Source organism: Enterobacter sp. BIDMC 27 (genome assembly GCF_000534415.1).
Taxonomy (GTDB): domain Bacteria; phylum Pseudomonadota; class Gammaproteobacteria; order Enterobacterales; family Enterobacteriaceae; genus Enterobacter; species Enterobacter hormaechei_C.
Genome location: NZ_KI973178.1, coordinates 2,323,868 through 2,339,338, shown reverse-complemented (window position 1 = coordinate 2,339,338; position 15,471 = coordinate 2,323,868). Strand labels below are relative to the sequence as shown.

At 55.7% G+C, this 15,471-nt stretch carries 13 protein-coding genes; 5 read left to right on the top strand and 8 right to left on the bottom strand.

Going from position 1 to position 15,471, the window contains the following annotated elements:
- Nucleotides 1-57 precede the first annotated feature (57 nt).
- Complete coding sequence (locus L463_RS11575) at nt 58-1,014, top strand: alpha/beta hydrolase (RefSeq protein WP_032102659.1); 957 nt, start codon at nt 58-60, stop codon at nt 1,012-1,014.
- 44 nt (nt 1,015-1,058) lie between these two features.
- Here the strand turns inward: L463_RS11575 and iroN are convergent, their stop codons facing one another.
- The 7 genes from iroN to mntR form a co-directional block, all read right to left on the bottom strand.
- Entirely contained in the window at nt 1,059-3,233 is a 2,175-nt protein-coding gene (gene iroN, locus L463_RS11580) for a siderophore salmochelin receptor IroN (RefSeq protein ID WP_108454204.1), read from the bottom strand.
- A gap of 346 nt (nt 3,234-3,579) precedes the next feature.
- Complete coding sequence (locus L463_RS11585; protein WP_017384912.1) at nt 3,580-4,620, bottom strand: aldo/keto reductase; 1,041 nt, start codon at nt 4,618-4,620, stop codon at nt 3,580-3,582.
- 102 nt (nt 4,621-4,722) lie between these two features.
- A complete protein-coding gene (locus tag L463_RS11590) occupies nt 4,723-6,246 on the bottom strand; it encodes an efflux transporter outer membrane subunit (protein ID WP_032673173.1) in 1,524 nt (507 codons plus the stop codon).
- The gene (locus tag L463_RS11595; protein ID WP_015571056.1) at nt 6,246-7,817 is read right to left on the bottom strand and encodes a DHA2 family efflux MFS transporter permease subunit; all 1,572 of its coding nucleotides are present in this window, start codon (nt 7,815-7,817) and stop codon (nt 6,246-6,248) included. Before L463_RS11595 ends, L463_RS11590 begins: the two co-directional genes overlap by 1 nt.
- On the bottom strand, nt 7,814-8,908 hold the full coding sequence (locus L463_RS11600; protein ID WP_015571057.1) for an HlyD family secretion protein: 1,095 nt from the start codon (nt 8,906-8,908) through the stop codon (nt 7,814-7,816). The genes L463_RS11595 and L463_RS11600 overlap by 4 nt, the downstream gene beginning before the upstream one ends.
- Before the next feature lie 101 nt (nt 8,909-9,009).
- Nucleotides 9,010-10,119 (bottom strand): anion transporter, encoded by a 1,110-nt coding sequence (locus L463_RS11605; protein ID WP_032102656.1) that lies wholly within the window; start codon nt 10,117-10,119, stop codon nt 9,010-9,012.
- Nucleotides 10,116-10,589: a manganese-binding transcriptional regulator MntR gene (gene mntR, locus L463_RS11610; protein ID WP_015571059.1), complete on the bottom strand. Its 474-nt coding sequence runs from the start codon at nt 10,587-10,589 to the stop codon at nt 10,116-10,118. The genes L463_RS11605 and mntR overlap by 4 nt, the downstream gene beginning before the upstream one ends.
- A 183-nt stretch (nt 10,590-10,772) precedes the next feature.
- Between mntR and mntS the strand changes: the two genes are divergently transcribed.
- On the top strand, nt 10,773-10,901 hold the full coding sequence (gene mntS / locus L463_RS11615) for a manganase accumulation protein MntS (protein ID WP_017384915.1): 129 nt from the start codon (nt 10,773-10,775) through the stop codon (nt 10,899-10,901).
- A gap of 269 nt (nt 10,902-11,170) precedes the next feature.
- Nucleotides 11,171-12,754, top strand: coding sequence for a phosphoethanolamine transferase (locus L463_RS11620; protein WP_023296159.1), 1,584 nt, complete (start codon nt 11,171-11,173; stop codon nt 12,752-12,754).
- A 112-nt stretch (nt 12,755-12,866) separates the two neighbouring features.
- Here L463_RS11620 and ompX read toward each other — a convergent pair whose 3' ends face one another.
- Nucleotides 12,867-13,385 carry an outer membrane protein OmpX gene (gene ompX, locus L463_RS11625; RefSeq protein WP_003858450.1) on the bottom strand — a complete coding sequence of 173 codons (519 nt, stop codon included), beginning with the start codon at nt 13,383-13,385 and terminating at the stop codon, nt 12,867-12,869.
- Between the two features lie 354 nt (nt 13,386-13,739).
- On the opposite strand from ompX, the gene rhtA reads away from it, so the two are divergent.
- Together rhtA and dps are read left to right on the top strand one after the other, a co-directional pair.
- Complete coding sequence (rhtA, locus tag L463_RS11630) at nt 13,740-14,627, top strand: threonine/homoserine exporter RhtA (protein WP_017384917.1); 888 nt, start codon at nt 13,740-13,742, stop codon at nt 14,625-14,627.
- A 298-nt stretch (nt 14,628-14,925) separates the two neighbouring features.
- The gene (dps, locus tag L463_RS11635) at nt 14,926-15,429 is read left to right on the top strand and encodes a DNA starvation/stationary phase protection protein Dps (protein WP_000100801.1); all 504 of its coding nucleotides are present in this window, start codon (nt 14,926-14,928) and stop codon (nt 15,427-15,429) included.
- The last annotated feature ends 42 nt before the right edge of the window (nt 15,430-15,471 follow it).

The following is a 15,471-nucleotide window of genomic DNA, read 5'->3' as shown; positions in this document are numbered from 1 at the left end:
CTGTACAGGCTTCCTGAATAAAGAAAATGTCACCTGCGGAAAAGGAATAAACATCAGATGTATGCCCGCGAGTATCGCCCAACACACTCACGCAAGGCGCTTGTCACTCTTCTTTCTGGTCTCACCCTTATCTGGAATGCGCACGCTTTCGCAAAGCCGGATATGCAGCCACTGGGGCCGAATATCGCCGATAAAGGCTCTGCGTTTTACCATTTCAGCGTCAACTCGTTCGACTCCGACGATGGCAGCCGCCATTATCGGGTATGGACGGCCGTGCCAAATAAATCCGCACCGGCGTCGGGCTACCCGATTTTATATATGCTCGACGGCAACGCAGTTATGGACCGCCTGAACGACGACCTGCTCAAACAGCTGGCAGAAAAATCACCGCCGGTGATTGTGGCTGTCGGGTATCAGACCAACCTCCCCTTCGATCTCAACGGCAGGGCCTACGACTATACGCCAGCAGCAGAAAGCGGCAAAACGGATACCCGCAACGGGCGTTTTAGCCGTAAGAGTGGGGGTAGCAACGACTTCCGCCAGTTACTGGAAACGCGTATAGCGCCAAAGGTGGAACAGGGATTGAATATCGATCGGCAGCGTCGCGGCCTGTGGGGGCACTCCTACGGCGGCCTGTTCGTGCTGGATGCATGGCTGTCTTCCCCTTATTTCCGGACGTATTACAGCGCCAGCCCGTCGTTGGGCAGAGGCCATGATGCGCTACTGAGCCGCATCACGGCGGTTGAGCCGTCGCAATACTGCGCCAGGCGCCTGATGATAATGGAAGGTTCGGCGACGCCGGGCGATAACCGGGAAACGCATGCTGCCGGAGTGCTGACGAAAATTCATGCCACCCTCGCCACGCTGGAAGATAAAGGCGTCAATGCCGCCTTTTGGGATTTCCCAAACCTGGGACACGGGCCGATGTTCAACGCCTCCTTCCGCGGAGCGCTGTTAGATATCAGTGGTGAAAACGCAGGTAACACAGCAGGCTGTCATTCATTAAGCCGCTAAACACTGCCCGCCTTGACGCGGGCAGTACACCTGTAACACTACGATCAAAATGACGCGGTAACACCGGCATAATAAGCCCGGCCAGGCTCGTTATAGGTATTCGCCCCTTCAGAAGATCGGTAGATCTGTTTATCTAAGATATTGCTAACACCAACGTTAAGACGCAGATTTTTATTAATATCGTAATTGAAGTTCGTCCCCACCAGCGAATAAGCGCCCAGCTCTTTACCCGACAGACCGCCAGTATCTTCACTACGAGTTTCCGAATGAGTACGCGGTTTTTGTCTGCCGTATAACGTCCAGTTGACGCTGGCAGAGAACGCCTGGGTGATGGTCCAGTCAAGCGAGTTATTAATGGTGTATTTCGGGATGATCGACAGCGGGTTACCGGTGTCTTTTTGCTCCGAGGTGATCATCCAGGTGGCATTGGTATTCCAGTTCAGACGATCTTTCACCAGCGGGAACGCCATGCTGGCTTCGATACCGTCCACCAGCGCTTTCCCGCCGTTCTGCCACTGGAGAATATATGCGCCGGAAGCGGTTTGCCCGATAACATTATCGCCGGCCACGATCTTATTCTGGTAGTCATTGCGGAAGTAGGTCACGCTGGCATGGTAATCTTCCCAGGCGAACTCCAGCCCAATTTCTTTATTGATGCTGATTTCCGGATCGAGATCTTTATTACCGATCAGGTAGCAGCCGCCCGATGTAATATCTTTTGGACAACCGTTGCCTTTCGAGTAGAGCAGATAACCTTCGCTGGATTGATACAGGTTTGGTGCTTTAAAGGTTCGGGCAATCCCCGCTTTGACTTTGAAGTAATCCCCCAATTCCTGCGAGAGGTTCAGGCTGGGGCTGAAGTTACCGCCGGAATCGTTGAGATAATCAAAGCGCAGGCCGGGAATGATATTCGTGCCGGGAACCGGCTCAATATTATCTTCAATATACAGCGCACTGATTTGGGAAAGGTTTTTACTGCTGCGATCCGCAGCCGAGCCAGAAATGCCGCCGATATCACTGTCATCCACGGTCAGGCTGGTAGAGGAAGGATCGTCGAGCTCATCGCGGCTCCACTCCGCACCCACGGTCAGCGTTTGATCGACCAGCGCATTCAGCGGAATATTAAGCTCGCCGCTGGTTCGCCAGGAGCTCAGGCGATTGGTCGTGAACTTTTCATCCGCCGAAATACGCCCTTCACCGCCTCCGGATAATCCTTCATTCATGCGGGTGTTATTGGTTTTCTCGTAATAGACACCAAAACGGCTTTGACCCCAGTCCCAGATACCATTATGTGTAATGCCATAATTCTGCCGGTACAGGCGGTTCGTCTCTTCGCCGGATTTCGCCAGGCTTTCAGTGACGGCACTGGAAGAACTGTTTTGCGTATCGCCCGCATAGATATTCCCCTGGCGGCTATATCCGGCTTCGAAATCGATAATTTGCTGCGGATTTAATTTCCACGAGACAACGCCGTTAATATCTTTGTTGCGCACCCCTTCATGCCCGGCCGCGTTTTTCGTACCGGCCGAGGAGTTAATATCCCAGCTGTCGGCATCGGTTTTATTCAGGTTTCCGTACAGGCGCATGGTCAGCGCATCGCCAGCCAGCGGCCCGCTAAGGCTGAAGTTGGCGCGACGCGTAGCGCCTTCGTCGCTGCTTTCCGGCTGGTTGGTGTATAACGACAGCGAACCGTGCCAGTCGTTGGTAGGGCGTTTGGTAATGATGTTCACCACCCCGCCCGCTGCGCCCGAACCGTAGCGTGCCGCCGCAGGGCCGCGGATCACTTCAATACGCTCAACCTGTTCCGGTGGCACCCAGTTGGTGTCGCCGCGGGTATCACGCTCTCCACGCCAGCTATAACGCACGGCGTTGCGCGACGTCACCGGCACACCATCAATTAAAATTAAGGTGTTCTCCGGCCCCATGCCGCGAATGTCGATCTGGCGGTTATTACCACGTGTACCCGAGGCGCTGTTGCCGGTCAGATTGACACCGGGCATTTTGCGAATAATATCGGAGAGATCGTTGACCGGAGGGTTCTTTTTAATATCTTCGCTGGTAATAATCGACACGCCCGGCTGCTGTTTGAGTACCTGCTCAGCGGTGGCTTCCACCACCAGGGTCTCGTCGTTATCATCGGAGGATTTTGCCAGTGATACCTGACTGTTCAACCCTGCCAGGAGCGCAGTGAGCGGCCAGAAGATCTTGATAATTCTCATACCCATTCCCTAATACATGCCTAACGTAAAAGTGATCGATCGTTAAGCTCACATCCTTGCCAGATATTTTAAACTGCCATTATTTTTATAATAAGAATGATAATTAATATCATTTGGAGAGGATTAAGGCAATCCTTAATACACGGATGCGCGCATTAATGAAACGCACGCATTGGCCCGGAGTGATTCTTCCCGGGTACCACCCTGTGCGTTCGTAAAGCTGGCATACTGAAACAGCGGAAGAAGAGAACAGCCCATTGGTATTTCGTGTAGTGACATAACGTTAATATGTCACTACAAGGGAACGCAGCCCCGGTAAGCGCAAGCGCCACCGGGGAAAGAAAGGTTATTGTTGCGCTAACTGATTGCGACGGTACTCGCCCTGGCGCTCCAGCATCCAGCCAGGATACTCGCGCGGCAGCGCGCTGACCGCATCCAGCTGTTTCAGCTCATCATCGCTTAGCTGAACGCCGGTTGCGGCAATGTTGTCATCCAACTGATCGACGCGTTTCGCACCAATAATGACGCTGGTCACCGCTTTCTGGTGCAGCAGCCACGCCAGCGCGATTTGCGCCACGGAAACGCCTTTACTTTCGGCGATGGTACGCATCACGTCCACGCAGTCGAAGGCGCGATCTTTATTCACTGGCGGGAAGTCGAACGCCAGGCGACGACTACCGGCCGCGCTCTGCCCATCGCGATCGTATTTTCCGCTTAGCAGACCACCCGCCAGCGGGCTCCATACCATCAACCCGACGCCTTCGCTCTGCATCATCGGCACCAGTTCGCGCTCAAGGTCGCGCCCGGCGATGGTGTAGTACGCCTGCAATGAGGCAAAACGCGCCAGCCCCAGACGCTCAGAGATGCCGAGCGCTTTGGCAATCTGCCATGCCGCCCAGTTCGAGACGCCGATATAGCGTACGTGACCGTGCTGCACAAGATTATCCAGCGCGTAAAGCGTCTCCTCGATGGGGGTCGCGGGGTCGAAACCGTGCAGCTGATAGAGATCGATATGATCCAGCTGCAAGCGACGCAGGCTCTCCTTCACGCCGCTGATGATGTGATAGCGCGAGCTACCGCGCGAGTTCACCCCCGCTGTGCCGGTTTCACCGAACACCTTGGTGGCAACGACCACGTTTTCGCGCGGAATTTTCAGGTTCTTCAGCGCCTGTCCGGTGATCTCCTCCGAACGCCCTTCCGAGTAGACATCTGCCGTGTCGATAAAATTGATCCCGGCGTCCAGCGCGCGGCCCACCAGCTGCTCGGCGTCGCTTTGCTGAAGCTGACCAATTTTGCCCCACATGCCGCCTTCACCGCCGAAGGTCATGGTGCCGAGGCAGAGTTCAGAAACAAACAGTCCGGTATTGCCCAGTTTTTGATAACGCATAACGCTTTCCTCGCATGTCGATTGGGTGTCTGTTAGTTATACCCGCCCCCCAGCCATCGCGAATGTGGCGTTCCTGTCCGTTTCTTGCCCAATCCTCTGAATCTATCCGCGCGGGGCGTCGCCAAAGACGCTGTAGTCTGGCAGCCGCACCTGCTGATATGGCTCCCAGCCACCGCCGAGGGCTTTGTAGAGCGCCACCAGGTCAAGCGCGCTCTGCACCTGCGCCTGTGCCCGCTGCTGTTCGGCCTGAGCGAGCTGACGCTGGGCGTCCAGCACGTCGATAAAGCTGGCGATCCCCTGCCGGTAGCTGTCGCTGGCGAGATCAAAGGCGTTTTGCAGCGCGTCGATGGTTTTCGCCAGGCCCGCTTCACGCTGCTGGTCGGTGCGATAGCTCACCAGCGCGTTTTCAACGTCGCCGAGCGCCGTCAGTACCGTCTGGCGATAGTCCAGCACTGCCGCCCCCTGCTGCGCGCGCGCCACCTTGACGCTGGAGACCAGCCGACCGCCCTGGAAAATCGGTATGGAAACCTGCGGGCCAAAGCTGTAGAAGTGGCTGCTCCAGTCGGTCAGCCAGTTAGATTCACTGTTGCGCAGGCCAAACTGTCCGGAGAGGGTAAAGCTCGGGAACAGTTCTGCCACCGAGACGCCAATCTGCGCCGTGGCGGCATGGAGATTCGCCTCGGCTTCGCGCACGTCCGGGCGACGGCGGGCCAGCGTCGACGGAATACCGGTCTGCACAATATCTGGCAGGGCAGGCATCGGCTGCACGGATTGCAGTTCGGCATCCAGCGCGCCCGGCGGTTTGCCGAGCAGGATCGCCAGCCCGTTCATCGCCTGGCGTTCCTGCGCCTGATACTGCGGCAGCTGCGCTTCAAGATTGCCCAGCTGCGCCCGGGCGTTCTCCACGTCCATCTGCGGCGACAGCCCGCCCCGCTGGCGGCTTTCGGTCAGATCCAGCGTCTGCTGTGCGCTTTCAATTTGCGTATTAAGCGTGGCAATGATGCTCTGCGCCCCACGCAGCTGTAGCCACGCCCGCGCCACTTCGGCTTCCAGCGAGACCAGCGCATCGTTACGCTGCTCGATCGCCGCCCGCTGCTGCGCCTCGGCCGCTTCTACCTGACGGCGCACCTTGCCCCACAGGTCGATTTCCCACTGGGCGTCGAAGCTGCCCTGATAGAGGTTTATCGGCTGCGTCAGCGGGCCTAACGCGCCCCGCAGTTCAGGATCGACATTATTCAAGTGGTCATACACGCCGTGGGATTTCAGCTCCCCTTCCAGCCCAAGCTGCTGGCGCGTCGCCTGCACATTGCCATTCACCGACGGGAAAAACGCCCCGCCGGCCTGGTTAATCTGTTCGCGCGCGCCGGCAATGCGTAATACCGTTTGCTGTAGCGTCAGATTCCCGGCGATGGCGCGTTCAATCAGGCTGTCGAGCTGCGGCGAGCCGAAGGTTTTCCACCAGCGCGGGTTAGTGGCCGCGGAGGAAGTTTGCGATTTCACCGCGCTGTCGCCCTTATCGTTCCAGTGCGTGGTGGCGGGCGGTGCAGGCTGTTGGTAGTCCGGCCCGACGGCGCAGCCCACCAGCAGCATCATTATCATCAGGGGGTGTAAACGTCTGTGTATCATCAGTGTGCTCCTGCACTCCCCTCGCTCTTAACCGGCGAGAGCAACAAACAAAACGGAATCAGTAATAGGGCCACCGCGCTCAGAATGGTGAAGACGTCGATGTAGGCCAGAAAGCGCGACTGCTCGATCATCGTCTGGTACATCCGCCCGGTGGCAATGCCGGTCGGATCGCCCACCTGAGTGGTGAAGTTCTGGATCGCCTGGGCGCTTTCGCGAATCGCCAGCTGGAACTGCTCGTTAAACGGCGAAGCGTGGTAAGCCAGATGCGCGCTGTGCGCCTGCGAGCGCTCGGTGATCGCCGCCGTCGAGAGCGAAATCCCAATCGAACCCGCCACGTTGCGGAACATGGTAAACAGCGCCGCCGCGTCGGCGTTAAGCCGCCTCGGGATCGAGATAAAGGCGATGGTGGTCAGCGGCACAAACAGGAACCCCAGCCCTATCGACTGCGCGCTGCGGAACAGCACCAGCGTTTCGAAGTCGATATCCGGCGTCAGCGTGCGGGACCAGAAGAACGACACCGCCAGGCAGGTAAAGCCGAAGGCGATGATCCAGCGCGTCTGCACCACCGGCATCAGCTTCAGTACCAGCGGGATGGTCAGCACAATCAGCACCGCGCCGGGCGAGAGCACCAGCCCGGACCAGGTGGCGGTATAGCCCAAATCCTGCTGCGCCAGCTGCGGAATAACCACCGAACTGCCGTACAGGATCATCGCCATCCCCGCCATCAGCAGGCTGGAGATCGCAAAGTTGCGGTCCTTCATACAGTGCAGATCCACCACCGGCTTTCTGGCATACATCAGCCAGTAGATCGCGCCGATAATGCCGACCAGCGTCAGTACTGCGAAGGTGCGGATAAAGTTCGAATAGAACCAGTCATCATCTTCGCCCCGGTCGAGCATCACCTGCAAACAGCCAAGACCGAGGGCGATCAGGCCGATCCCCGTCCAGTCGACGGTGAGCTTCTCTTCCGACTTTTTCTCCCACGGCGGATCTTCCAGCAGCTGATAGATAGCCAGCACCGTCACAATCCCTACCGGGATATTGATAAAGAACACCCAGCGCCAGGAGTAGTTATCGGTGATCCAGCCCCCCAGCGTGGGGCCGAGTACCGGCGCGACGATAATGGCAATGGATGAAAGGCCAAAGGCTTTGCCCCTGTCCTCCGGCTTGAAGTAGTCGAGTAGCACCGACTGCTGGGTAGGCTGCAATCCGCCGCCAAAGAACCCCTGCATCACGCGGAACAGGATGATTTGCCATAGCTCGGTGGCGATGCCGCACAGGAACGAGCAGATGGTGAACATCACAATGCAGATCAGGAAGAACTGCTTGCGACCAAACAGGCGGCTCAGAAAGGCCGAAATCGGCAGCACGATGCCGTTCGCCACCAGGTAGCTGGTGAGCACCCAGGTGGATTCGTCATAGCTGGCCGAGAGCGACCCCGCGACGTGGGGCAACGCCACGTTGACAATGGTGGTGTCCAGAATTTCCATAAACACCGCCAGGGTGACCACAATCGCCACCGCCCACGGGTTACTGGCGGGCTTCCAGTTATCGTGGCTGTGATCCGTCATTCCACGGTGACCTTCGGTTCAACCGACAGCCCCAGCGGCAGCGGCTTGTTCGGATCCAGCCCTTTATCAATGACGATTTTCACCGGCACGCGCTGAACGATCTTCACAAAGTTACCGGTGGCGTTTTCCGACGGGAAGGCCGAGAAGCGCGAGCCGCTGCCCTGCTGGATGCTGTCGATATGGCCTTCCAGCTCCATATCCGGCCAGGCATCGACGGACACGGTCACTTTGTCGCCCGGCTTCATGCGCTCAAGCTGCGACTCCTTGAAGTTCGCCACCACCCACACGTTCGGGGAAACCAGCGAGAACAGCGCCGTACCTGCCTGCACCAGCGTACCGGGCTGGACGTTGCGTTTGGTGACAAAACCGTCGAACGGGGCGCGGACTTCGGTATAAGAGAGGTTCAGGTTGGCGGTTTCCAGCTGCGCTCTGGCCTGATCGACCTGCCGTTCGCGGGCTTCGACGTTGGTCTCCTGCTGGCGGATTTGCAGCTGAACCTGCTCCGCCACTTCCAGCTGCGCCTGCGCGCTGGCCAGACCCGCCTGGGCACTCCGCAGTTGAGCGTTCGCGGCATCGATACTTTGTTGCGTGGTCGCGCGCGGGTCAACGCCGCGCTGACGGCGGTACTCCGCCTGCGCATTGGCCATATCCGCCTGAGCTTTCAGTACCTGGGCTTTGGCTTCATCGCGCTGGGCGGGATATTGCACCTTCGAGAGCGCCAGCTGCGCCTGCGCCTGGTGCAACTGCGCAACCGCCAGCCCAAGCTGGGCCTGGGCCTGATCGCGCTGGGCGGTGGTATCACGCGGATCGATCACCACCAGCACATCCCCTTTCTTCACGCGCTGGTTATCCCGCACGCGAAGTTCGGTGACGTAGCCTGCCGTTTTTGGGGCAATGGTCACTACGTCGCCGTCGGTGAAGGCGTCGTCGGTGGTCTCTTCGTTACGGGTTAAAAACCACCAGACCAGCGCCACAATCACCATCACGATGACCACGATGCCAAGGATAATTAACGGTTTTTTCCCCGGGCGCTTGCGCTCGTTATTGTTTTGATCCTGCTCGTCAGCAGGTGGGTTTTGATCTTCTGCCATAGTTCAGCAACGGTCCTGTCAGTGAGCGGCATCACACTATGCCGTTCACTAAAGCTAGGACGTTGCTATACATTTGCCAGGAAAAACTGACAAATTGCGCACTATATGAGAAGGAATAGTCCGAAACCGACCGCCGCTGACCAGAGCAGCATCGGGATTGACCATAAATGGAAGCGCCACCAGATGCGGCGATCGTTGGCCATCCGCAGGGCGATGAGGTTAGCCAGCGAGCCAGGCAGCAACCCAAAGCCGCCGACGTTGACCGCCCACGCCAGCAGTACCGTTGGGGGAACATAGTTAAGCAGCAAAATGGTGGACGGCACGTTACTGATCACCTGCGAGAGACCAATCGCCGTCAGCCATAATCCCGGCTGCGACAGAACGCTAACGCTATGGAGAACGTTCTGCAATACCGGGAGCTGGATCAGGAGATGGACGTCAATAAACATCGCCATAAACACCAGCAGCAGCGTCCAGTCAACGCTCACCAGCACCCGCCGGGCGAGGAACAGGAAGCCGCACGCCACCAGCAGCGCGCCCGCCAGCGCCTGGTTTAACTCCAGAGCGATAAGGAAAACGATATACAGCCCCAGGCAGCTCCAGACGAGACGCGGCTGCCACTGGGGGCCGGTTGTACCGCTGTGGTACTGCAACGATTTATTCGGGAAAGCAAACCAGCCCACCGCCAGCAGCGACGCCACGATCGCCAGCGCCAGCGGCGCCATCTGCCCGGTAAACGCGGTAAACGACAGGCCGGAGCGTCCCCACAGCAGAATGTTCTGCGGGTTACCGATCGGCGTGAGCAGCGAGCCCGCATTGACGGCCAGCGCTTCAAAGATAATCAGACGGGTAACCGGTATTTCGCACAACTTACGCAGCGTGAGCGTAAGCGGCACCACGATAAAAAGCGCCACGTCATTAGTGAGAAACGTCGACAACAGCGCCGCCGAAAAGACCATGAACAGGGCCAGCTTGCGCTCGGTGGCGAAGCGGCGCACCATTTTGCGCCCCAGCACGTCAAAATAGCCGCTCAGCTCCACGCCTTTGGTGAGCATCATCAAACCGCTCAGGGTAATAATGGTGCGCCAGTCTATGGCCGCCGGCCAGGTGTGCGGCGTGAAGGGCACAAAGACGCTGAGCCCAACGCCAGTGATCAGTAAAAGATGGAAAAAGCGATCGCGTTTCAGGGCCTGCAAACCGGGGATGTTCATTCAGCGGAGGGACCGTATTTGAGCGTAAACTCGCGGAACTTCAACAGCGTCTCCTCGCTGACGTGGTGTTCCATACCTTCGGCATCCCGACGGGCAATTTCCGGGCTGACGCCCAGCACCAGTAAAAAATTCTCGACGATCTGGTGTCGCTCGCGGCTCTCCTGCGCCAGCTTCTCGCCCTCAGCGGTGAGAAACACCCCGCGCCAGGGGATCATTTCGATCAGCCCGACCGACGCCAGACGTTTTAACATTTTGGCAACGGTTGGCTGCGACACCCCCAGGCGTGCGGCCATATCCACCTGGCGCGCTTCTCCAACCTCACGGATCAGATCAGAGATCAGTTCGACATAATCATCAATCAGCTCCCGGCGGTGCGCCTCACGCACCTGGCGGAAGCCTTCCACATGCTCTTCAACGTTCACCAGTTGCGTCGTTTTTTTTGTTGTTGGCTTACCTGCGCGACGGTTCATTGTGCTTCCTCAATGGGGTTGACGCTTCCAGCGCCCTGTAACGGAGCGCACATTGTAAACCATAGCTCTACAAGCACAAAAAATTAACGAATTAGCCATAGCTATACAATATAGCCTGTGCTATATCTGTATGTAATGCAGTCACCCTTCACGGATCGAAGGGATCATGAATCAGGAGGTCTTATGAATGAATTCAAGAGGTGTATGAACGTGTTTACCCACTCTCCTTTTAAAGTGCGCCTGATGCTGTTGAACATGCTGTGCGATATGTTTAACGCCAAACCGCAGCAGGACGACAATTCTTCCCACTAAGCGGCGTCGCGGTACGCCGCTTCATTTTCCCGTCACACTTACGTTGTAAACTGGCCTGTTCCCGATTATTTTTGCGGATTTGCAGCCCCCTTCGCAAAACATCTGTTTAGCAACTGTTGACCTTAATTCACGCTCGCACTATCTTCTTGCAGCCCTGCACAATTTGCGGCTCGCTGAAGCGGACCTCTCATTCCCTTTCCACGCACTGTCCGGCAGGCTTTGACCCTTGACGCCAGGGTGAGCACATGGCGTTTTCGTGATAGTGATCTATGAACGTAACCCTGATTGATACACTTGTTACCCGCAGCCGGGCCTTAAGCCCGTGGACGGGATTCTATTTTTTGCAATCGCTGTTGATTAACTTTGCTCTTGGCTACCCCTTTAGCCTGCTTTATGCCGTCGGGTTCACCTGTATTCTTCACCTGCTCTGGCGAAGCGCACCGCGCGTGCAGAAGGTGCTTATCGGGATCTGTTCTCTGATTGCTGCCGCCTATTTCCCGTTTGGCCAGGCCTATGGCGCGCCGAACTTTAATACTCTGCTGGCGCTCCACTCCACCAATATGGAAGAGTCCACAGAGATCCTGACGATCTTTCCGTGGTACAACTACGTGGTTGGCCTTTTCATTTTTGCCCTCGGCGTGATTGCGGTTCGTCGTAAGCCCGTCGGGAAAAAGGCATGGGGTAAAATTGAAAGCCTGTGCCTGGCCTTTAGCGTGGTGACGTTTTTTGTTGCACCGGTACAAAATCTGGCCTGGGGCGGCGTGTTTAAGCTTAAAGATACCGGGTATCCGGTGTTTCGCTTCGTCAAAGACGTGGTGGTGAATAACGAGGAAGTGCTCGACGAGCAGGCGCGTATGGCCGAGCTTTCCACCATGAAAGATACCTGGAACGTGCTGGCGGTGAAACCGAAGTATCACACTTACGTGGTGGTGATCGGGGAAAGCGCGCGTCGCGATGCGCTCGGCGCGTTTGGCGGTCACTGGGATAACACGCCGTTTGCCAGCTCCGTTAACGGTACGCTGTTTACCGACTACGTGGCGGCCAGCGGCTCGACGCAGAAATCACTCGGTCTGACGCTCAACCGCGTGGTGGATGGAAAACCGCAGTTTCAGGATAATTTTGTCACCCTGGCCAACCGGGCAGGTTTTCAGACATGGTGGTTCTCTAACCAGGGACAGATCGGCGAGTATGATACCGCCATCGCCAGCATCGCGAAGCGTGCCGACGAGGTACAGTTCCTGAAAAGCGGTGATTTCGAAGCCGATAAAAACACAAAAGATGAAGCGTTGCTAAAAATGACGGCGCAGGTCTTTGCTACTCAGCGCACCCAGCCGCAGCTGATTGTCCTGCACCTGATGGGGTCACACCCGCAGGCATGCGATCGTACCGGGGGAAAATATGCGGAGTTTGTGCAATCCAAAGAGACCTCGTGTTATCTCTACACCATGACGCAAACCGACGATCTGCTCAGCAAGCTGTACGCACAGCTGCGCAACAGCGGCGACAGCTTCTCGATGGTCTATTTCTCTGACCACGGTCTGGCATTTAAGGAACGCGGTAAACAGGTGCAATATCTGGCACACGATGACAAGTTCCAGCAAAACTTCCAGGTACCGTTTATGGTGCTGTCGAGTGATGACAAAACGCATCGCATCATCAAAGCGCGCCGTTCCGCGAACGATTTCCTGAAATTCTTCTCTCAGTGGACGGGGATTAAGGCGAAAGAGATAAAAAATGATTACCCGTTTATCTCCGGGAAGAAGGGCTCGCCAGTTTACATTACCAACTTTAAGTTACAGAAAGTCGACTATACCCATCTTGGGACGGATATTTTCGATATTAAGAGTAAGTAATTTCTGCCGTTTCGTGCGGGCTGATGCCCTCACCGGCTCTCCCACGAGGAGAGGGTACAAACAAAAAAAATCCGCCACATTGGGCGGATTTTTTACTGGCTCACCGAAGTGATTAGAAGCGGTAACCTACGCCCGCGATCCAGGTGCCAACGTCAACGTTGCGGATACGGCTCTGCTCATAGGAGAAGTCCAGAGCAACGTTTTCGATTGGGTTGAACTGCATACCTGCGCCATAGGAGAAACCATAGTCGCTGTTGCTTGCAGTACGGTTCAGACCCTGGTTTTCGGTCTGCTGGAATTTACCGTAGCCAACACCTACAACACCGTAGATGCTTGCCCAGTCATTCAGGCGGTAAGCAGGACCCGCGGTGATGCCGTAGTACTGACCTTTATTGTAAGAGCCATTTTCAGTACGATCTTTCTCGGTGTAAGTGAAAGAACCGATCACACCCAGCGGGTTGTTGTCTTGCTCGTAACGGTACTTCAGGTTGAAACCGTTGGTTTTGTTCATCACGCCCTGCATATCGCTCTGAGCGTAACCACCGGTTACAGTAGAAGTTGCCGCTACAGCGGTACCTGCGGAAACAGCCAGAACAGCTGCCAGTGCTGAAAGACATGCAATTTTTTTCATAACCACCTCAAATGTGCTTCAAGTAAGTCCGTAAGTTTTAAATATATCAAAAAATTCTGTGAAACTCTTTGTCATTCACGATGTCTAATGCGACCTTTCCTGTAACAGAACATTTCCAGCACCAGCTATCTCGTTCAAATAACTCCAGATTTTCACCTGTAAATGCTAATAGTGCGCGTCATCGCCATTTAGTTCATCCAGATTATTCCTAATCTTTCAGGCGATAAAATCATCAACGTTTTCTCATTTTACGGATTTTCCCTGGATTTTTTTCAACAGTAGCTCAACCGTTGCAGCTTATTTCCATTACACTGCGACTTTTACCTCATTTGACATAAATTGACAGGAGAAAGGATGCCAGGTTTACCTCGTAAATCGTCGGTCTGGATGCCGGTGGCAGTCATACTTATCGCGATGATGTCCATACAAAGCGGCGCGTCGCTGGCAAAATCGCTGTTTCCGCTGGTTGGTGCGCCCGGCGTTACGGCGCTGCGTATCGCATTAGGCACCCTGATCCTCGTGGTTGTTTTTAAACCCTGGCGGCTACGGTTTAAAAAGGAGCAGCGACTGCCACTGCTTTTTTATGGGCTGGCGCTGGGAGGGATGAACTACATGTTCTATCTCTCTATTCAGACGATCCCGCTGGGGATCGCGGTCGCGCTTGAATTTACCGGCCCGCTGGCGGTTGCCCTCTTCTCTTCTCGTCGTCCGGTAGACTTTATCTGGGTCGTACTGGCCGTGCTGGGGCTATGGTTCCTGCTGCCGCTCGGGCAAAGCGTTTCACAAATCGATCTGACAGGGGCAGCTCTGGCGCTGGGCGCGGGGGCATGCTGGGCGGTGTATATTCTCACTGGCCAGCGTGCGGGGGAAGAGCACGGCCCCGCGACGGTCGCCTTAGGCTCGCTGATTGCCGCCGTTATCTTTGTCCCGATTGGAATGGCACAAGCGACAGACTCAATATGGCAATGGTCAATCCTGCCGGTTGGGCTGGCGGTTGCCATTCTCTCCACGGCGCTGCCCTACTCTCTGGAGATGATCGCCCTGACGCGCCTGCCCACACGCATTTTTGGTACGCTCATGAGCATGGAGCCCGCGCTGGCCGCCATCTCAGGAATGATTTTCCTCGGTGAAACCCTGACCCTGGTACAAACGCTGGCGCTCTGTTCCATTATCGCGGCGTCTATGGGCTCCACCCTGACCATGCGTCCGGAACCTAAAGTGGAAAAAATAGACCTCAACTAAGCCTTAAATTCTGCATGGCTAACCCGCCATGCAGAATATACGCCACGTCAGTAGCTCAAATAATTTCTTACAAACTCTCTCATATTGCCAAAATATTTCACCTGCTCGCCTTCCGGGAAAGCGAATTAAGATTGATCTGTATCAATTTAAATAAACCACCTACTTTTCAAATAGTTGATAATACAACCTTCCTTTCGCTATTAAACCGATAGGCAGAGCCAAACCGCAGAGAAAAAATCCGGTGCTATACTTAGTCCCGTAATTACCTGGGACACAAACATCAAGAGGATATGAGATTATGAGTACCGCTAAACTGGTGAAAACGAAAGCGTCTAATCTGCTTTATACCCGTAACGATGTATCGGATAGCGATAAAAAAGCGACCATCGAGTTGCTGAATCGCCAGGTGGTCCAGTTCATCGATCTTTCGCTGATCACCAAACAGGCCCACTGGAATATGCGCGGTGCAAACTTTATTGCCGTTCATGAAATGCTGGATGGCTTCCGCACAGCACTGGTGACTCACCTGGATACCATGGCCGAGCGCGCCGTACAGCTGGGTGGCGTGGCACTGGGTACAACACAGGTGATCAACAGCAAAACGCCATTGAAAAGCTATCCGCTGGATATCCATACCGTTCAGGATCACCTGAAAGAGCTGGCGGATCGTTATGCGATTGTGGCGAATGATGTTCGTAAAGCGATTGGCGAAGCCAAAGATGAAGATACCGCTGATATCTTCACTGCCGCATCACGCGACCTGGATCAGTTCCTGTGGTTCATCGAGTCCAACATCGAATAATCCCTGCGGATTGTCCGAATAACCCTCGCCCCTGGCGGGGGT